The following is an 18,383-nucleotide window of genomic DNA, read 5'->3' on the forward strand; positions in this document are numbered from 1 at the left end:
CAATCAGCATCGAGCCCACACCGCTATCGGAGGCCTCACCCCAGCCGACCGCGTTCACAACCTCACGGGGAACTACATCTAGAAGGATGCACGTGTGGGCCCAGATGGTAGAGGGGTTCTCAGGACAAGTCGGGGAGAACTTCAAACAGGATTCAGGAGACCACGTCATTCAGAGGTTTGCCCGCGCTCTGTCTGAGCTGTACGCTCATGAGGATGGCGGAACGACTCCGCCAGCGCATTTGAACGCCGAGTTCGAGACCCTGTGGATCCAGGTAGATGCGGCTCTAGGACCGACAGAGGAGACTGAATGAGCGGGATCAAGCATTTCTTGCTCGTCTTTGACCATGCCAAAGACGAGCTCATTGAGCAACTCGACTTCGGCGATGACGCCGAGCGCGCTGTCGAAGAATATGCCGTTCGCGAAGCCAAGTACCGTGATTCGAGCTCAGTCGATATCGTCCTTGTCGGGTCTGACTCGATCGAAACGGTCAAGGTCACACACAGCACGTACTTTGAAGGATTCAATCGAGGATCTAGAAACCGAATCCTGGATAGGTTGCTCTCCAGCTGATACGCAGGCCGCCCCGCAGCCACGTTGAGCCGGGGTGGCCCAGTATTTCGAGCCGAGGCACGCTGCTACTCCTCGTGGATGAGCGCGAGGAAGTCCGCAGCCGCCCCGCGCAGCCTGTGACCCTTCGCCCACAGCGCGTGCAGTTGCCGGTCGAGCCGGACGTCGTCAGCCACCGGAATCTCGACGAGGCTGCCGGTGCGCAGCTCGGACTCGACGGCCAGCCGTGAGATCGCCGCTGGTGCCAGCCCGGCGAGCGCGGCGACCTTGACTGCGGCGTTCGACGGAAACGCCGCGGCCACCTGCACTCCCCCGGCCGCCGCCAGTGCCGCGTCGATGACGCCGCGGGTGCCTGAGCCCTCCTCCCGGACCACGAGCGGACGCGCCGCCAGTGCGGTGGCGGACACGACCTCGGGACCGGCCCACTGCGCCGCGATGGCGGGTGTGGCGACGATGACCAGCGCGTCGGTGCCGATGAGACGCGCGGTGAGGTCCTCGGGCACCTCAGCCGATTCGATCAGCCCGATGTCGCAGCTGCCCTCGCGGACCGTGGCGCACACCGCTGTCGTATTGCCGATGCTCATGCCGACATCGGCGTTGGGGTGGGCGGCGCGGAAGCGCTCGAGCCAGCGCGGCAGCAGATGCTCGGCGATCGTCATCGACGCACTCACCCGCACGCGCGCGCCGACCTCCCGGCGCAGTGCGGCCATCCCGGAGAGCAGGTGATCATAGCCGGTCATGATCTCGGCGGCCCAGGCTGCCAGTGCCTGCCCCTGCGGGGTGAGCGTGGTGCCGCGCGGGCTGCGGTTGAGCAGCGGGATGCCGGATTCGCGTTCGAAGGTGCGCAGCATCCGCGAGGCGTTGGGCTGCGCGAGGTTGAGAGCGCGGGCGGCCTGGCCGATCGAGGTGGTGTGCCGGTCGAGTTCGACGAGCAGGGCCAGCACCTGCGGGTCAGGCAGGCGGCCGGCTGGCGGGTGCACGGCATCGGGCGAGGTCATGGTCTCAAGTGTGCGCCCGAAGCCCGGTCATATCAAGTTCATATGAGGGTGGGACGGAACTGGGGTCTACTGGCGGCTCGCCGGCTCCCCCAGAGTTGAGGGTATGGCAGAACACAGCGACTCGACGACTCACCGGGCTGGCGCCACCGCCCCGCCGGCACGCCCATCCCAGACCAGCCCGGCCGCCCCGCACGGGCCGGGCCGCAGGCTCACCGACCACCGCCTCGGGAAGTTCCTCCCCGGGCTTGCCGTGTGCGCTGCGGCCACGCCGGTGGCGATGGGGATCGCGCACTTCGTGCCGCTGGCCTCCGCGCTGCTCATCGCGATCATCCTCGGCATCGTGCTGCGCAACGTGATGGGCGAGCTGCCGGGATCGTGGGCCCCGGGCATGCAGTTCTCCGCGAAGAAGGTCCTGCGTCTGGGCATCATCCTGCTCGGCGCGCAGCTGGTGCTCGGTGACATCATGTCGCTGGGCTGGAAGCTGATCCTCGTCGTCATCGCCGTCGTCGCCATCGGCATGCTCGGCACGATCGGGCTCGGCCGTGCGCTCGGCATGGGCCGGGATCTGTCGCTGCTCATCGGCTGCGGCTTCTCGATCTGCGGTGCCGCCGCGATCGCCGGCGTCGAGTCGACGGTGCGCGCCCGCAAGGAGGACGTCGCCGCAGCGATCGCCCTCGTCGTGCTCTTCGGCACCCTCATGATCGCCGCCGTCCCGCTCCTCGCCGGCCTGCTGGGCCTGGGTGAGGAGACCGCCGGCATGTGGGCCGGTGCCTCAACCCATGAGGTCGCCCAGGTTGTGGCGATCGGCGGGATCATCGGGCCCGAGGCGCTCAAGGTCGCCGTTGTCGTCAAGCTCGCCCGTGTGCTCATGCTCGCCCCGATCGTGGCGATCCTTGCGATCTCGGTGCGCCGCTCCTCGGCTTCGTCCCTGACCCCGGGCCCGGACTCCGAGGTCAAGGCCGCCCGTCCGCCGCTGGTGCCGCTGTTCATCATCGGCTTCCTCGCCATGGCGATCATCCGCACGCTCGGCTGGCTGCCCGACTGGGCCGTCACCACCGCCGGCATCGGCCAGACGATCGCGCTGACCGCGGCGATGTTCGCCCTCGGCTCCGGCGTGCACATCAAGTCGCTCATCAGGCTCGGCTTCATGCCGGTGCTGCTGGCCACCCTGTCGACGCTCATCGTCGCCGGTGTTGCGGGTCTCGGCATCTGGCTGGCCGTCTGAGACTGCTGACGCGGTGAGGCCCCGGGCGCATGTCCGGGGCCTCACTGGCGCCTGGCGAGCCTACGGCTCAGCGGCGGGTGAGGGCTGGCCGGCGCGGTCCGCGCACCGCGCGGGCGGCCCGGCGGGCGTACAGTGCTGCGCGCAGGCCGATGAGCACGGTGGCCAGCAGCACGAATGAGGCCGAGAGGTTGATCCACAGGAATCCGCCGAGGCCGAGCACGGTGCCGGCGGTGGCGGCCATGAGCGCGCCGCCGAGGTTCATCGCCGAATCCGAGGCGCCCTGCAGGGTCAGCTTCGCCCGCGCGGGCACGCTGGCGCTCAGCAGCGCCGAACCGCCGATGAGCGTCATCGACCACGACACCCCGAGCAGGAACAGTGCGGTCGTCAGCAGCGGCATCGAGGACACCTCGCGCAGCGCATCGAGGACGCCGAGGATGATGGTGATGACGAAGCTGATGATGCCGGTGATGATGACGGTGAACGGGCCGTAGCGGTCGGCCATCCACCCGAACAGCGGAGACAGCCCGTACATGCCGGCGATGTGGATGCTGATGACGAGCCCGACCTCGCCCAGGTGGAAGCCGTGGTGGTCCATGTGCAGCGGCGTCATGACCATGACGTTGGTCATCATCATCTGCCCGGCGACGATCGTGATGATGGCGAACAGCGGGACCGGCCGGGCGGCGACGAACCGCAGCGCGTCGACCAGGCCCAGCCGCGCCCCGACGGGCGGGCGCCGGTCATCGGCGGTCTCCCCCGCCTCGGGCGCGGTTACCCCCTTGCCCGAGGCGGTGATCTCCGGGCCCGAGTCGGTGGCCTCCGGGCCCGAGGCGGTGGTCTCCGCTGCCGGGGCAGGTGCCGTTCCGGCAGCGGCCGGGAGCTGGCTGGCCACGCGGCCGGGCAGCAGGGCCGTACACGCGACGGCAAGGGCGAAGCAGACCATCGAGATGACATACGGCCCGGCCAGCGGGTTGAGGCCGAGCTGCTCGCCGAGCCGGGCGCCAGGGGCAGTGAAGTTGGGCCCGAGCACCGAGCCGACGGTCGTGGCCCACACGACCAGCGACATCGCCCGGGCCGCGCGGGCCGGATCGGCGAGGTCGACGGCGGCGTAGCGGGCCTGCAGACCGGCAGCAGTCGCTGAGCCGCACATGAGCATGCCCGCCAGGAACAGCGGCAGCCAGGCGATGATGACGCCGGCGAGCACGACGACCGTGCCGGCAGCGCCGATGCCGAAGCCCAGTGAGAGTGCGAAGCGGCGCCCGCGCGCTCCGGCGAGGGTGGCCAGCGGGTAGGAGATGAGCCCGGCGCCGAGGATGACGGCCATCTGCGCGAACCCGGCCATCTCGGTGCGCCCGGTGATCTGCTCGGCCAGCAGCCCGCCGACGGCGTATCCGGAGGCGATGCCGGCGCCGGCGAAGAGCTGGGCTCCGATGAGCTTGAGCTGGCTGCGGACCCGCGGCGAGACCGGCATGCACACGACCTTTCAGATGCTGGGCGGCAGGCGGTGCCGCCGGGATTCCAGCGGATTCGCGCAGCGCTGAGCGGATCCGCCTGATGCCCTCCATCTTGGCATATGGCCCTCCCACCGGGCGGGACGTGTCAGCTCCGGTCTCAGCTCGGTCTCACAGCGGGGCTTTGAGGACCTTCATCGTGATGTGGGAGCTGACCCGTTCGACACCGTCGATGGCGGTGAGCACCTGGGAGATGAAGTGCTCGGCGGCCTCCAAGTCCTTCACGGCGATGCGCACGAGGTAGTCGGGGTTGCCGAACATGCGGCGCAGCTCGATGACCTCATCGCAGTCGATGAGCTCGCCTTCGAAGGTCTCGGCGATCTGCTTGGTCTTCGTGCCCATATCGACGTGGACGATGACCTCGCACGCCCGGTCGATCGCCGCCGGGTCGATGCGGGCGTGATAGCCGGTGATGATGCCCTCGGCCTCCAGCCGGCGGACCCGGCGCAGGCACGGTGAGGGGGTGAGCCCGACCCGGTCGGCCAGTTCGGTGTTGTTCAGCCGCCCATCCAGAACCAAGTGGTCGATGATGGCGCGATCAGTGGTATCCATGAGTGAATCATGCCAAGATTCCCTGCTTGCGGGCAACAGCAGCAATCGCGTGCCAGCCGATTTCTCCTACCATGAGCCTCATGGCCCACTCCCCTGCACAGCACACGCTCGCGCCTGCTTCCCGCCTGCCGGTCTCGCCTGCCGCACCTGCCGGTGAGCGCACCGACTGGGCCGGTGTCGCCTCGGTCGCCGCTGGTGCTGCCACCTGGGGAGTCGGCGCCGGTGTTGCCGGCTTCATCTTCGCGGTCTCGACGATGTCTGCTGCGACCGTGACGTTCTGGCGGTTCCTTGCCGCCGGCATCATCCTCGCTCTTGCCTACGAAGCCCGCCGTGTGTTCTCACCGGCGCGCCACGGCGGGAAGCCGAGTCTGCTGGCGATCATGCACCGGCACGGCTTCGCCCTCATCATCATCGGCTCAGCACTCGCCGCCGCCCAGTCGCTGATGTACGCCTCGGTCGCCTCCCTCGGCGCCGGCCTCGGCACGATCGTGCCGCTGGCGGTGAGCCCGGTTGCGATGGCGGTGCTGTCGATGCCGCTGCTGCGCACCCGTCTCAACCTCGCCGGCTGGCTCACGATGATCCCGCCGCTGGTCGCCATGGCCTGCGTCGTCGGGCTGACGAACGGAGCGACCGCCGCCGAGGTGTCGGTCATCGGCGTATGCCTGGCCGTCACCGCCGCCGCAGCACACGCACTCATGACGATCTCCTCGAAACGCCTGTCGACCGGCGGCACCTCGGTGTTCGGGACGACGACGCTGACCTTCCTCATCGCCTCGGTCGCCCTCGCCCCGTTCGCAGCAGCCAACGGATTCCTCGGCCATACGGACCGGCCGTGGGCGGTCATCGGCTGCCTGGCTGTGCTGGCCGTTTTCGCCTCGGTGGTTGCCTATCCGCTGTTCTTCACCGGAGTCAAGCGCATCGCCGCGCCGGTGGCGGCGATCGTCATGCTCGTCCAGCTCATCGTCGCGACCCTCATGGGCACGATCGTGCTCGGCGAGCCGATGCCGGCTGCCGCATGGCTGGCCCTGGCCGCACTCATCGCCGGCATCATCATCCACACGCTCGCCGCCCGCAGCCTGCCGATGCGCCGGAACCGCGAACGTGTCGCGATGAGCTGAAGTCGACTACGGGCTGGCGATAGAGGCGACACGCAGTTCAGCGCACCGGTCACGGTCAAAGCCGGGAGGCAGATCGGAACGGGCAGCCGCTCGAATCAAGCGCCGCATGATCCGCTGGCCCTCGCGCTGCACACGCTGTCATCTATAGCCATTCTCGGCCGAGTCCGTACCCGTTCGTTCACTGGTCTTCTCCCCTTCAATGAGGCTCGACGAACTATTCAGTGCACGCTCAACACTTGCCGAAGTTGGTTCTTCCCAGGCTTGAGAAGAAAAGTTCCAATGCAATCGGTCTGTATTGCCTGCGAGGACCGGCTCGACGAAGTCCAAACATGTTGCGAGCAGGTCTTCGAATCTCACTGGGGTCGACTGCTCGATCCTCTGCTTCTTTCGCCAGACTTGCCACTTGCGCTGTGCGAATGCTGGCATCTGAGACAGCAGCGGACCAAGCGGTTCCAGCTCAACCTGCCGGTAGCGGGCGACAACACCGATTGCTTCCTGTAGGTCCGCACCTGAGACGACTCGGGAGCGGGCAATGGCGGCGATGTCCGTGAAGTCTCGCCAACGGGTGTTCTGCTCTCCTCTTTCGAGGGCGGTGACGATCTTCTCTGCGAGAACCATGTGGTCCGGGTATCCCAGGAGATGCAGCGTGCCGCCCAATAGGAGCGGCAGGACCGCCTCTGCGGGTGCAGGCCAGATGGGGTCCCCGAAGTTCACGTCGATATGCAGCGCAACCTGCGCGGTCGCCAACTGTGCGGTCACTTTGACTCGCACACCGTTGTAGTCGGCTTCATCACGGATTCGCTCTCCGTTGACGGAATCGAGATCGAACTCGAGCCCGTCATCGCGGCGAACGGCAAGGATGCTCATGACACGTCTTTCTACCTCGGGGATATCGTTGGTGAACCCTCGCGCCGCGAAGTCGATATCCCTGGTTGGTCGCCGATCAGCAAAGGCCGCCATGAGCACGCCACCTTTAAGGACGAAGTCTGTGGCAGATTCGGACGAGGCAAGTCGGGCTAAGAAGCCTTCCAGCGCGTACAGGGTGATGTACTCCGCTGGGTCACGGTTCTGCCGCCTGGCGAGGTTACGGAGGTCGTTGTACGCGCGCCCCGCTGGGGTATCTCTGGAGGGCGTTGGCGGAGTCACAGGAGCACCTCCAAAGCGTGACGGATCCGAGGGAGCGCCTTCGGGAACGAGCCCGCAACCTTCAGCAGACCTGCTGGCGTGTTGCCTCGCTGCCGCAGCCAGCGTCGAAGCGACTCATACGCAACGTCGCTGCCTTCTTGGTGCATGAGCCGAAAAGCGTCAACGATGGTCCGCTCTGCGGAGTAGATCGCAACCCTGGCTCCTCCTCCCGCGTCGGCATATTCACGTCCGATCGCGAAAGTAGCCGGGTCGAAGCTATGCCAGCTCACATTCGAGAGGCCGGCGGGCTGGTGAGTTCCGCGCGGCAGCGCTATGTCGGAACCGAACGGGATCGCGTCGCTGAGCTCGTGGTGCACAAGAGCGCTCGTCAGACATAGCGTCGCGTCGTGACGAAGCGCGGTTGCCGCAGCAAGCACGGTGAGCGCAGGCTCAAGGACGTCGGGACACACATAGACTCCCCGCCCCACCCGTTCGATCTCGTCGCGATCGAGCAAGGAGTACACCTGATCCTTGGTGAAACCCGCCGCGCGAGCGTCCCCGAGCGTGAAGGCTGGCCCAAGTTCGCGTGTTGGCATCCGAGCCTCCTAACTCTTGACACATCAAGTGTACCTGTACAGGGTTAGGCGGACAAAGCATGTGCGCATCACGTCGCCGGCTGGCTGACGATGGTCCCGCCGCTGGTCACCATGGCCTGTGTCGTCGGGCTGACGAACGGGGCGACCGCCTCCGAGGTGTGGGTCATCGGCGTGTGCCTGGCCGTCACTGCCGCTGCCGCACACGCACTCATGACGATTTCGTCGAAGCGTCTGTCGACCGGCGGCACCTCGGTATTCGGGACGACGACGCTGACGTTCCTCGTTGCCTATCCGCTGTTCTTCACCGGAGTCACACGCATCGCCGCGCCGGTGGCGGCGATCGTCATGCTCGTCCAGCTCATCGTCGTCACCCTCAGGGCACGATCGTGCTCGGCGAGCCGATGCCGGCTGCCGCATGGCTGGCCCTGGCCGCACTCATCGCCGGCATCATCATCCACACGCTCGCCGCCCGCAGCCTGCCGATGCGCCGGAACCGCGAACGCGTCGCGATCGGTTGAGGCCCCTCAGCCGAGCCGCTTCTCCAGGATCGCGAACTCCAGGTCTTCGCGTTTGGGGATGCCGAAGCGCTCATCGCCGTACGGGAACGGCTCGGTCTCACCAGTGGCTGAGTAACCGCGGCGCTCGTAGTAGGCGATGAGTTCGCTGCGCTGCCGGATGACGCTCATCCGGATCCGGGTGGTGTGCCAGTTCTCCTCAACCCACGCCTCGGCCCAGGCCATGAGCTTCGACCCGGTGCCGGTGCCCTGCGCGGCCGGGGCGACGGCGAACATTCCGAGGTAGGCGCAGGCGTCATCGCGCTCGACGAGCTGCACGGTCGCCAGCGGTGTGCTGTCGGCTGCGCGGACGAGGAACACGACGGTACCCGGTTCGGCCAGGGTCTCGGCGGCCAGCTGCGCATCGAGGCGCTGCCCGTCGAGCAGATCGGCCTCGGTCGTCCACCCTGCCCTGGAGGCATCGCCGCGGTAGGCGGACTCGATGAGCGCGACCCAGTCGGGGATATCGGCCTCACCCACCTGCACGGGGGCGAAGGCCTCTCCTGCCGGTGTCGTCACCGTTCGAGCGCCTCGTACACGGCTGAGGCGATCGCCAGGTCCTCCCACGACATGCCCGAGGTCTTGAACACCACCGGCTTGTCCGGGTCGAGGATCGCGGTGCCCTTGCCCACAACATCGCGGAAGGTCACGACGTCATCGATGGTCAGTTCGTTCTCCGCGATCGCCAGCACGAGGTCGCCGCATTCGGCTTCGGCGGTGTGCTTGGCTTCGACGATAACGGTGCCGCGGCCGAGCAGCTCAGCCGGCAGCTCACGGCTGTCCGGGGAATGGGAGCCGATCGCCACGACGATCGCGTCCTTGCGGATGCTGGCGGCATTGAACAGCGGCTCGGAGGACGATGTCGCGGTGATGATGAGGTCGCAGTCGGCCAGCGCCTGCTCGGCGCCTTCGCTGCCGGAGAGGATCGGGGAGCCGCTCAGCCCGCGGTCGGCGAGGCCGGCCAGCACCTCACCGGCGCGTTCCAGGCTCTTGACGCCGACCTTGACGTCGTGGATCTGTGTGACCGCCGCGGTGGCGTCGACGTGCGGCAGAGCCTGCGGGCCGACTCCGTAGAGCGCCAGGCGCACACCGTCGGGGAACCGCTCCTCGATGGCGTCCTTGACTCCAGCCAGTGAGACGGCCGGGGTGCGGATGTTCGTGATGGCGATCCCGTCGAGGTAGGCCAGGGTGGTGTGGTTGTAGGAGTCGAGCAGCAGGTAGCTGCCCTGGATGCGCGGATGCCCGTCATCGGGGTTGTCCGGGGTGACGGTGAGGGCCTTGAACCCGCAGTAGCGGCCGAGTTCGGCGGGCATGAAGAGGAACTCGCCGCGGCTGAGCTCAGCCGACACCCGGGCCGAATCGTTCGCAGGATCGAAGTCTCCGGCCAGCGCATTGCGCAGCGCCTCGATCGCCTGTCCGTAATCCATGTGGGCGAGAATCGTATCACCGTCGATGATCTTCATGGGTCCTCCCGGGTTGGGCCTGCCGCGGTCTCCCACCAGCCTAGCGGGCGGATCGCCCCGCGTCCGGGCCGCTCGCATGACGGGAGTAGAGTCGTGAGGTGAGGACACTGCCGTTTCCGAGGCGGTCGGGACTCCCAGCCGGCCGCCGGCAGGCCGATGAAAGGACGCACATGGACATCACCGTCGACTCCGAGACCTTCACCCTGGCCCACGATGCCGAGGCCAGCCGGTACACCATCAGCCATGACGGCGAGCAGATCGGGTTCGCCGACTACCACCAGTCCGGTGAGGCCGGTGCCGGGGGCATCCGCGACTTCGACCACACCGTCGTCTCCCCTGCGTGGGGCGGCCGCGGGCTGGCCGGCGCGCTCGTCGACTATGCACTCACCGACACCGTCGATGCCGGCTTCCGGATCCGCCCGACGTGCTCGTATGTCGAACGCTACGTCGGCAAGCACCCGCAGTGGCAGGACCACCTGGCCTGATTCCCCACCCCAGCTGACCGGCTCTATCGCCGGTCAGCGCTGCGGTGTCTCATGTGCGCTCAGCCCGGCTTCACAATGTGCGGCCGCGGTCTAGACTGGCAGCGGAACCCCGCAGTTTCATACGAACTCTCGTTTCTCAAGGAGGCGAACATGGACATCCAGCCCATTCTGGACAAGGTCAACACCGGTCTCTTCATCAACGGCGAATGGCGCGAGGCCGAAGGCGGCAAGACCATCGACGTGGAGAACCCGGCCACCGGTGAGGTCATCGCGACTGTCGCCGACGGTTCGGCAGCCGATGCCGAGGAGGCGATCCGCGTCGCCGGTGAGAAGCAGGCCGAATGGGCTGCCGTGCCCCCGCGTGAGCGCGGCGAGATCCTGCGCAGGGCCTATGAGCTGCTCATCGAGCGCCAGGAGGACATCGCCACGGTGATGACCGCCGAGATGGGCAAGGGCGTCGCCGAGGCCCGCGGCGAGGTCGCCTACGGTGCTGAGTTCTTCCGCTGGTTCGCCGAGGAGGCCGTGCGCGTCTCCGGCAACTTCATGCAGTCCACTGATGGCAAGAACCGCATCATGGTCTCCCGCGAGCCGGTCGGCCCGTCGGTGCTCGTGACCCCGTGGAACTTCCCGCTGGCGATGGGCACCCGCAAGATCGGCCCGGCGATCGCGGCCGGCTGCACGATGGTGTTCAAGCCCGCGAAGCTCACCCCGCTCACCTCGCTGATGCTGGTTGAGGCGCTCAAGGACGCCGGCCTGCCCGCCGGTGTGCTCAACGTCGTCACCTCGAACTCCGCCCGCCGGGTCGTGACCCCGTGGATGGAGTCGAACATCGCCCGCAAGGTCACCTTCACCGGTTCGACCGAGGTCGGTGTCGGGCTGCTGGAGCAGGCCGCGCAGAACGTCATGAAGTCTTCGATGGAGCTCGGCGGCAACGCCCCGTTCGTCGTGTGCGAGGACGCGGACCTCGACAAGGCCGTCGAAGGCGCACTGCTGGCCAAGATGCGCAACATCGGCGAGGCCTGCACCGCTGCCAACCGCTTCTTCGTCCACACCTCGCTGGCTGATGAGTTCGCTCAGCGGCTGGCCGATGAGATGGGCAAGATGACGATCGGCAACGGCCTGGATGAGAACAACAAGATCGGCCCGCTCGTCGAGGAGAAGGCCCGCGACAAGGTCGCCAGCCTCGTCGACGACGCCGTCGAGAAGGGCGCGAAGGTCCTCACCGGCGGCAGCAAGGTCGACGGTCCCGGCTACTTCTACGAGCCGACCGTGCTGACGAACGTCTCGGAGGACTCCGACATCCGCAAGGAGGAGATCTTCGGGCCCGTCGCCCCGATCTTCACCTTCGAGACCGACGAAGAGGCCATCGAGATGGCCAACGAGACCGACTTCGGTCTCTCCGGCTACCTCTTCACCGAGAACCTCGCCCGCGGCATGGAGCTCTCCGAGCAGCTCGAGTGCGGCATGATCGGCCTCAACACCGGTCTCGTGTCGAACCCGGGTGCGCCGTTCGGCGGTGTCAAGCACTCCGGTCTCGGCCGTGAGGGCGGACAGGTCGGCATCGACGAGTTCCTCGAGGTCAAGTACGTCACGACCCCGCGCAGCTGATATGCGAGCTGGCTGATGCCAGCCGGCACAACGCTGAGGGCCCCGAACCGGTCGGTTCGGGGCCCTCTTCTTGTAATTTGAGCTGTGTCGGACGGTCATGCCTACGCGGTATCACGATGCAGCGTGAGGAAAGGAGGAACGATCACGTAATAAGTCCTGACAAAAGAGGACCCCCGCAGGGTGCATCACCGATACGGTGAGAGGCAGCGGGGGACTATTAGTTTTTACGCTAGTCGCGCACGAGCCACGTGTCAAAGTAACCTCACAGCGGCCAGTGAACCACGCGCAATGACGCACGCAGGGCGCGGCGCACCGATTCCAGACCGAAGATTTCAGACCGAGCGTGGTTCAGGCGCGGCGGCGGGCGAGCACGTCGTCGATGCTCGCGACCCCGGCACCCGAGTCGGTGCCGGTGGCCTTGAAGCGGATCGCGGTGCGGCCGTGGGACAGCGGACCGGACTCAGCGTCCTCGTCGCGGGCAGCATCCTGGAGCTCGGGCCGGTAGCCGAGCTCGGCAGCGAACATCTCCGCCAGGGATTCCTTCGACTGTGGTTCGAGGGTGAACGAGGTGGCATCGGCAACGACCGGCTCAGGCTGATCGCGTTCGACGACCGGGGCATCGACGTAGGTCGGCTTCGGCAGCGGGCTGGGCTTCCAGCCGGTGGCCTGCAGACGCTGGGCGAAGGGATCGGTGCCCACGGTCGCTGCGGGCTCGTCCTCGGAAGCGGCTTCGGCCTCAACCTCGGCCTCAGACTCGGCGGCCTCGGTTTCGGCGGTCTCGCCGGCCGCGGCGCTGTCCTTGTCCTTCGCCGGCTTCGGCCCGAAGCTCAGCGACAGGGCGGCCTCAGTGGTGCGGGAGACGATGACGGTCGTGTCGTGCTCGGTGTTCGAGTCCTCATCGTCCTGCACGGCCTCGGCAGCCTGGCCCTCGACCGATGTGTCAGCCGGCGCCTCGGTTTCGGCGGCCTCGGCTGGTGCTGGAGCTGGTGCTGGCGTCGGGGCTGCAGCCGTTGCGGCCTCGCCGGCGGTGTCGTCTGCGGTCGTCGTCTCGGCAGCCGGGGTCTCGTCGATGTCGAGGATGTGGCGCGGGAAGCGGCGGGCCTGTGAGCTGGCCGGCACCGAGGCGGGCTGGCTGGGCTCGGAGCTGTCGAGTACCTCGGCGGCGTGGGCGCGGCGCGCGGAGACGACCTCAGCGGTGCGGCGCTGCTGGGCCGGTTGCGCGGCCCGGCGTTCCGTGCCGCGTGCAGGTTCGTAGCTGCGTGCAGTGTGTGCGGCCGGTGCGACTGCCTCACGGCGCAGCGTGCGCACACGCTTGTTGAGTGAGCCGACGAGCACGACGGAGCCGGCTGCGATGAGTGCCGTCAGCAGGGGCACCGCCCACGGCACGACGCTGAAGGCGGCGAGCACGGCGGTGACGAGGGTGGCGGCGAGCATGCCGAGGAACACTACGGAGACCATCGGGATGATCGAGCGGATGCCGGCGATCTTCTCCGCTGTCTGCCCGTCGATCGTGGAAGCCGGCCGGCGGGCCGGGTGCCCGGTGCCTGCCTGCGGTGCACCGCCTCGGGGGCGGTGGCTGCCGGTCCCCGCACCGGGGCGCGCGGCTCCCACACCGGGGCGGGCGGCTCCCGCACCGGGGCCGGCGGGCCGGCGTGCACCGGTGGCGGTCTGCGTGCGGGCAGTGTCGAGGTGACGACGCAGGTGAGCCGGCATGGCAGCCGGGCGGCTGCGGTGCGTCGGGGAAGATCCGGCGTCGGGTGTGTTCGTCATCATCGCATCCAGGTGGTTGTCGGGGCGGCGGTCGCGCAGCGTCGTCGTCTGCGCGGCGGTGTGCAGCTGTGTCAGTGCAAGGGTCTGGCCGGCAGCCAGCGGCAGCTCGATGTACTCGGCCTCTGCGGTCTCGGCGTCGGCGGCCTCGGCCTCTGCGGTAACGGCTTCGGCGGCGGTGTCCTCGGCTCCGCCGTCGATGACGGACAGCGCCGGGGCGGGGCGGCGCAGGCTCAGCTGCGCAGGTTCGGTCACGACCTCGACACCCGGCGGCGGGGCGTAGCGGGAGGCGGGGGTGGAGGCGGTGAAGAGCTCAGGGCGGGCCGGCTCCTCAGTGCACGGTTCGGCGGCCGGGAGCTGGCAGATCTCAGCGGTTTCGGGCACCTCGCTGAGCTCGCGCTGTGCCACTGCGCGATCCGTTCGCCGCAGGATTGCCGGCAACGTGAACGCGAAGAGCACGACGAGTGCGATGAGTACCGTGATGCTTGCCTCCACACCACAACTGTATGGCCGCAGCGACTGTCACGATCGGATCACGGCGGGTGTGTCGAGAAACTGCCCCTCAGGTGCCCGGCCGGTTCTCCGCGCGGGTGCGCTGCCAGTAGTCGAGCAGTCCGAAGGGGACGTCTTCGCGCAGCAGCGCGAAGCTCAGGTGGTCAGCCCAGGCGCCGTCGATGTGCATATAGCGTTCGCGGCGTCCCTCATAGCGGAAGCCGAGCTTCTCGACGACGCGCAGGCTGGCGGTGTTCTCCGGGCGGATGTTGATCTCCATCCGGTGCAGCCCGAGCGTGGTGAAACAGTAGTCGGTGGCCAGCGCAACAGCGGTCGGCGTGTGGCCGCGGCCGGCGAACTGCTCGTCGATCCAGTAGCCGAGCTGGGCGCTCATGAGCGAGCTCCACTGGAACCCGGAGACCGTGAGCTGGCCGCGCAGCCGGCCGCCGATGTCGATGACGAAGGGCAGCAGCCGGCCGGTCTTCGCCTGCCGGTTCAGCAGCCGGCGCAGATGGTGGAAGTCCGCCGGCTCCCCGCCGCGCGGGTCGGTCGCCTCCCACGGGCTCAGCCAGGCGCGGTTGCGGGCGCGCACCTCGGCGTAGTCCTTGGCGTCGCGGCGGGTCAGCGGGCGCAGCAGCAGCTCGCCCTCGCGCAGCTCAACCGGCCAGTAGGAGCTCACGGATGCTGCGGGTCGTCGTCGGGGCCGCGGTTGAGCGGGACGACCTTCGGGCGCAGGTCGTGGACGACAGCACCAGCACCGGTGTCATCGCCGCCGGCCTCCTCGGCGTCCTCACTCAGCTCGTCGAGCACATCGAGGATGATCGCCCCGACCTCCTGGATGGCCGCCTGCACGCCGGTGACGTCATCGGGCAGGGTGAGCACGAGGGTGCCGCCGATCCAGCCGCAGGCCGGGGACTCGAACACCGACCGGGAGTACCCGGCGTCGAGCTGGGCGCGGCGGATCGACTGGGCCAGCCCCGGCACCGAATAGTCGAGTGCCTCACCGACGTCAGCAGCGAGATCATGGCCGCAGCCGACCCCGAGCCGGCCGACGATGACGACGAGCCGGATCTGCGCATCGGTGACAGCGAGGCCGGCGAGGCGCTCATGCAGCGCTTCGCCCACCTCGGCGGCGGCCGTCTCGACGTCGAAACCGTACTCGTCGAGCATCGTCTCCGCCGCCTCGGCAGCGGCCGTCAGCTTCCGGCCCGCCAGCGGGCGGGACCGGCCTGCGGCAATGACGAGCGCGCCGTAGGTCTCGGCGGCCTGGGACCCGCCGGCAGAGCTGCCGAACAGTCCGGTCATCACGTCACTCAGCTGTCGAGGCCGGCGACGTATTCGCGCAGCCAGCCGTTGAGTTCGTCCCCGAGGTCGTCGCGGCGCCCGGCGAGCGTGATGACGGCCTTGAGATAGCTGATCTTGTCGCCGGTGTCGTAGCGGTCGCCGGAGAACACGACGCCGAAGACGCCGTGGGAGTCCGGGTCGGCGGCCAGGGTCTGCAGCGCATCGGTCAGCTGGATCTCGTTGCCGCGTCCGGGTGCGGTGTTGTGCAGGACGGGGAAGATCTCCGGGGCCAGCACGTAGCGGCCGATGATCGCCAGGTTGCTCGGCGCCTCGGACGGGTCGGGCTTCTCGACCAGGCCGGTGATGCGCACCGCACCGTCGATGTCGACGTCTTCGACGGCCGCGCAGCCGTAGAGCCCGACGTCCTCGTGCGGGACCTCCATGAGTGCGACGACGCTGCCGCCGGTGGCCTGCTGGACGGCGATCATCGATTCGAGGATCGGGTTCGATTCGTCGATGAGGTCATCGCCGAGCAGCACGGCGAAGGGCTCGTTGCCGACGTGCCGTTCGCTCTTGAGCACTGCGTGGCCGAGGCCGAGCGGATCGCCCTGGCGGACGTAGTGGATGTCGGCGAGCTCCGAGGAGTGCTGGACGGCGGCGAGCTTCTTGGCATCGCCCTTCTTCTCCAGGGCCCGCTCGAGGCCGTCGACGCGGTCGAAGTGGTCCTCCAGCGGGCGCTTGTTGCGCCCGGTGATCATGAGAATGTCGTTGAGACCGGCATGCACGGCCTCTTCGACGACGTACTGGATGGCCGGCTTGTCGACAACCGGCAGCATCTCCTTCGGGGTGGCCTTCGTCGCCGGCAGGAAGCGGGTGCCCAGCCCGGCCACGGGGATGACGGCCTTGCTCACAGCTGCGTTGCTATTCTCAGTCATATCCTCAGTGTACGCATAGGAGTGAGGGCAGTGACCGACACCTCGAACGCGGCCGCCAGAGCCGCGCTGCGCACCCGCATCCGCGCTGGTCGCCGCACCCGTGACGGGGCCGCGGCAGCCTTCGCCGAGGTGCTGGCCGGCTGCGTGCCCAGCGAAGGTGCGATCCTCGCCTACGCCGCCCTGGCCGGCGAGCCGAACCTCGATGCACTCCTGGACGACCTGCGTGTCCGCGGCCGGACGGTCTACCTGCCGGTCACCACCCCGGGGCAGCCGCTGCGCTTCGGCCGGCTGGACACTGCGATGGAACGCCTGCCCCGGGTGGGCAGGTGGCAGATCCGCGAACCCGAGCCGGTGCTCACCGCGCCCGAGGCGGTGGCCGGCACCGCCGATCACCCGCCGGTGGGCGTCGTGTTCGTGCCGGGATTGGCCTTCAGCCCGGATGGCGCCCGGCTGGGCAACGGGGCCGGGTTCTACGACCGGACCTTCGGCCCGCAGGGACAGGTGCCCGCGGCCTCGGCGGCGGTGGACGTCATCGGCGTCTGCTACGCAGACGAAGTGCTGTCAGAGGTCAGGCGTGAGGAGTGGGATCTTGCGGTCTCGGCGATCGCGACCGAAACCGGCCTGCACCCGGTGACCGGAGGCGCCGGCGCGGGCGCATGCGAGTAGGGCTATACTTCTCTACGGATTTCCGCCCGTGAGAGAGGTCTGCTGTGCCCACCTACGCCTACCGCTGCACCGAGTGCTCCAACGCCTTCGACATCCATCAGGCGTTCACCGATGATGCGCTCACCGAATGCCCGCAGTGCCGGGGACGACTGCGGAAGGTCTTCGGCTCGATCGGCGTGAGCTTCAAGGGCTCGGGCTTCTACCGCAACGACCACGGCGCGACTGCCGGCAGCGGGTCGGCCAGCAGCGGCTCGGCGGGCTCGGCCGGTGGCGATTCCGGATCTTCCTCAGCTTCGTCTGCCGACTCCTCAGCCTCGTCTGCGGATTCCTCAGCTTCGTCCTCCAACAGTGTGGCCAGCACAGCCTCAGCCGGTGCATCGAGCAGCACCGCCTCGTCGAAGACGGCAGCGACCTCCGCGTCATGACCACCGGCCGGGTCCTGGCTGCCTGGGCATCTGCACTGGTCAGCGCGGCTGACATCCCCTGATGCGGTTGTGGATGGCAGACAGTTCGCTGTCCACAGCCTGCGCTGAGCTGCCTGCCGGGGTGTGCGCGCCGGTCAGACTCAGCGCATGGTCCTCTCGCTTCTCACCCGCCTCACCCGGCAGCCAGCCAGCTCCCGCGAACCTCAAGCGAGTACCGCCTCGGCGGCGGTGCACGCCCGCACAGCTCTGAGGCGCCGCCGGATCCTCGGGGCGGCCGCACTGGCGGTGGCGACGATGCTGGCGGTGTGGCTGATCATCCCGCGCACCGGCGGGACGCACGTGCTCGTGGCCAGCAGCCAGATCAGCGCCGGCACCGAACTCACGGCAGCCGACGTGTCCCTCGTGCGCTTCCCACCGGACCTCGTGCCCGCCGGTGCGCTGACCGAGACCGCCGCCGTCGTCGGGGCGACGGCGACATCCGAGGTGGCGGCCGGGGCTGTGCTGACCGAGCACGCACTCCTGACCCCGCGTGCTGAGCCGCTGCCCGAGGGCATGGTCGCCCTGCCGGTGGAGGTCGGCGACGGCGCAGCAGCACAGGTGCTGCGCCCCGGGCACCATGTGCGGGTATTCGCCGCCGGCACCGGCAGCGACCCTGCCGGGGACGACGGGGACCCGCTGACCGGGCTGCGGCGCGGCCCAGCGGTCGTCGAGGACGCGGTCGTCGAGTCGATCCAGCAGGCAGACGCCGGCAGCTCCCCGCTTGACCGTTCGACGGTCGTGGTGCTGCGGGTGCACTCCGATGAGGCGGCCGCGCTGGCCGATATCGCCGGCAGCGCACTGAGCTTCGCCGTGCTCAACTGACCCGGCCGTGCAACTGACCCGGCCGTGCTCACCTGATACGGCCGTGCTCAGCTGACCCGCTGGTCACGACTCTGTGCTGATGACAGGCCTGCAATCCGCGGCTCATATGAGCTCACCGGCTATGATCGGAACGTACACAGGGCAGCCGGT

The 18,383-nt window shown here is 68.4% G+C and carries 21 protein-coding genes; 10 read left to right on the top strand and 11 right to left on the bottom strand.

Annotated features, from left to right (window positions below):
- The coding region (locus tag H9634_RS14615) for a hypothetical protein (protein WP_225210910.1) at positions 1-311 on the top strand (311 nt) is incomplete at its 5' end.
- A complete protein-coding gene (locus tag H9634_RS12155; protein WP_191726933.1) occupies positions 308-571 on the top strand; it encodes a hypothetical protein in 264 nt (87 codons plus the stop codon). The genes H9634_RS14615 and H9634_RS12155, both read left to right, overlap by 4 nt.
- Before the next feature lie 65 nt (positions 572-636).
- Here H9634_RS12155 and H9634_RS12160 read toward each other — a convergent pair whose 3' ends face one another.
- Entirely contained in the window at positions 637-1,566 is a 930-nt protein-coding gene (locus tag H9634_RS12160) for a LysR substrate-binding domain-containing protein (protein ID WP_191726934.1), read from the bottom strand.
- Between the two features lie 103 nt (positions 1,567-1,669).
- On the opposite strand from H9634_RS12160, the gene H9634_RS12165 reads away from it, so the two are divergent.
- Entirely contained in the window at positions 1,670-2,791 is a 1,122-nt protein-coding gene (locus H9634_RS12165; RefSeq protein WP_191726936.1) for a YeiH family protein, read from the top strand.
- Between the two features lie 67 nt (positions 2,792-2,858).
- Here H9634_RS12165 and H9634_RS12170 read toward each other — a convergent pair whose 3' ends face one another.
- Both H9634_RS12170 and H9634_RS12175 read right to left on the bottom strand, forming a co-directional pair.
- The gene (locus H9634_RS12170; protein ID WP_191726938.1) at positions 2,859-4,262 is read right to left on the bottom strand and encodes an MFS transporter; all 1,404 of its coding nucleotides are present in this window, start codon (positions 4,260-4,262) and stop codon (positions 2,859-2,861) included.
- A gap of 151 nt (positions 4,263-4,413) precedes the next feature.
- Positions 4,414-4,854 (bottom strand): Lrp/AsnC family transcriptional regulator, encoded by a 441-nt coding sequence (locus H9634_RS12175; protein WP_191726940.1) that lies wholly within the window; start codon positions 4,852-4,854, stop codon positions 4,414-4,416.
- Between the two features lie 80 nt (positions 4,855-4,934).
- On the opposite strand from H9634_RS12175, the gene H9634_RS12180 reads away from it, so the two are divergent.
- Positions 4,935-5,972, top strand: a complete 1,038-nt coding sequence (locus tag H9634_RS12180) for a DMT family transporter (protein ID WP_191726942.1) — start codon at positions 4,935-4,937, stop codon at positions 5,970-5,972.
- 138 nt (positions 5,973-6,110) lie between these two features.
- Here H9634_RS12180 and H9634_RS12185 read toward each other — a convergent pair whose 3' ends face one another.
- Together H9634_RS12185 and H9634_RS12190 are read right to left on the bottom strand one after the other, a co-directional pair.
- On the bottom strand, positions 6,111-7,118 hold the full coding sequence (locus H9634_RS12185; protein WP_191726943.1) for a nucleotidyl transferase AbiEii/AbiGii toxin family protein: 1,008 nt from the start codon (positions 7,116-7,118) through the stop codon (positions 6,111-6,113).
- Positions 7,115-7,693 (bottom strand): type IV toxin-antitoxin system AbiEi family antitoxin domain-containing protein, encoded by a 579-nt coding sequence (locus H9634_RS12190; protein WP_191726945.1) that lies wholly within the window; start codon positions 7,691-7,693, stop codon positions 7,115-7,117. The genes H9634_RS12185 and H9634_RS12190 overlap by 4 nt, the downstream gene beginning before the upstream one ends.
- Before the next feature lie 386 nt (positions 7,694-8,079).
- Between H9634_RS12190 and H9634_RS14780 the strand changes: the two genes are divergently transcribed.
- The gene (locus H9634_RS14780; protein WP_263598811.1) at positions 8,080-8,211 is read left to right on the top strand and encodes a hypothetical protein; all 132 of its coding nucleotides are present in this window, start codon (positions 8,080-8,082) and stop codon (positions 8,209-8,211) included.
- Positions 8,212-8,217: 6 nt separating this feature from the next.
- Here H9634_RS14780 and H9634_RS12195 read toward each other — a convergent pair whose 3' ends face one another.
- The gene (locus H9634_RS12195) at positions 8,218-8,766 is read right to left on the bottom strand and encodes a GNAT family N-acetyltransferase (RefSeq protein WP_191726947.1); all 549 of its coding nucleotides are present in this window, start codon (positions 8,764-8,766) and stop codon (positions 8,218-8,220) included.
- Positions 8,763-9,710, bottom strand: coding sequence for an ornithine cyclodeaminase family protein (locus H9634_RS12200; protein ID WP_191726948.1), 948 nt, complete (start codon positions 9,708-9,710; stop codon positions 8,763-8,765). Before H9634_RS12200 ends, H9634_RS12195 begins: the two co-directional genes overlap by 4 nt.
- Before the next feature lie 170 nt (positions 9,711-9,880).
- Here H9634_RS12200 and H9634_RS12205 point away from each other — a divergent pair, with 170 nt between their 5' ends.
- Both H9634_RS12205 and H9634_RS12210 read left to right on the top strand, forming a co-directional pair.
- Positions 9,881-10,195 (top strand): GNAT family N-acetyltransferase, encoded by a 315-nt coding sequence (locus H9634_RS12205; RefSeq protein WP_191726950.1) that lies wholly within the window; start codon positions 9,881-9,883, stop codon positions 10,193-10,195.
- A gap of 150 nt (positions 10,196-10,345) precedes the next feature.
- Positions 10,346-11,803, top strand: a complete 1,458-nt coding sequence (locus H9634_RS12210) for an NAD-dependent succinate-semialdehyde dehydrogenase (RefSeq protein WP_191726952.1) — start codon at positions 10,346-10,348, stop codon at positions 11,801-11,803.
- Positions 11,804-12,151: 348 nt separating this feature from the next.
- On the opposite strand, the gene H9634_RS12215 is transcribed toward H9634_RS12210, so the two are convergent.
- The 4 genes from H9634_RS12215 to galU form a co-directional block, all read right to left on the bottom strand.
- On the bottom strand, positions 12,152-14,065 hold the full coding sequence (locus H9634_RS12215; RefSeq protein WP_191726953.1) for a serine/threonine-protein kinase: 1,914 nt from the start codon (positions 14,063-14,065) through the stop codon (positions 12,152-12,154).
- A gap of 67 nt (positions 14,066-14,132) precedes the next feature.
- Positions 14,133-14,741, bottom strand: coding sequence for a GNAT family N-acetyltransferase (locus H9634_RS12220; RefSeq protein WP_191726955.1), 609 nt, complete (start codon positions 14,739-14,741; stop codon positions 14,133-14,135).
- Entirely contained in the window at positions 14,738-15,367 is a 630-nt protein-coding gene (locus tag H9634_RS12225; RefSeq protein WP_191726957.1) for a molybdopterin-binding domain-containing protein, read from the bottom strand. Before H9634_RS12225 ends, H9634_RS12220 begins: the two co-directional genes overlap by 4 nt.
- A gap of 8 nt (positions 15,368-15,375) precedes the next feature.
- On the bottom strand, positions 15,376-16,281 hold the full coding sequence (galU, locus tag H9634_RS12230; RefSeq protein WP_191726959.1) for a UTP--glucose-1-phosphate uridylyltransferase GalU: 906 nt from the start codon (positions 16,279-16,281) through the stop codon (positions 15,376-15,378).
- 30 nt (positions 16,282-16,311) lie between these two features.
- Here galU and H9634_RS12235 point away from each other — a divergent pair, with 30 nt between their 5' ends.
- The 3 genes from H9634_RS12235 (at position 16,312) to H9634_RS12245 (ending at position 18,233) form a co-directional block, all read left to right on the top strand.
- Entirely contained in the window at positions 16,312-16,947 is a 636-nt protein-coding gene (locus H9634_RS12235; protein WP_318245105.1) for a 5-formyltetrahydrofolate cyclo-ligase, read from the top strand.
- Between the two features lie 44 nt (positions 16,948-16,991).
- Complete coding sequence (locus H9634_RS12240; RefSeq protein ID WP_191726961.1) at positions 16,992-17,372, top strand: FmdB family zinc ribbon protein; 381 nt, start codon at positions 16,992-16,994, stop codon at positions 17,370-17,372.
- A 147-nt stretch (positions 17,373-17,519) separates the two neighbouring features.
- Positions 17,520-18,233, top strand: a complete 714-nt coding sequence (locus H9634_RS12245) for an SAF domain-containing protein (protein ID WP_175293942.1) — start codon at positions 17,520-17,522, stop codon at positions 18,231-18,233.
- Positions 18,234-18,383 lie beyond the last annotated feature (150 nt).

It is taken from the genome of Brevibacterium gallinarum (genome assembly GCF_014836885.1).
Taxonomy (GTDB): Bacteria; Actinomycetota; Actinomycetes; order Actinomycetales; family Brevibacteriaceae; genus Brevibacterium; species Brevibacterium gallinarum.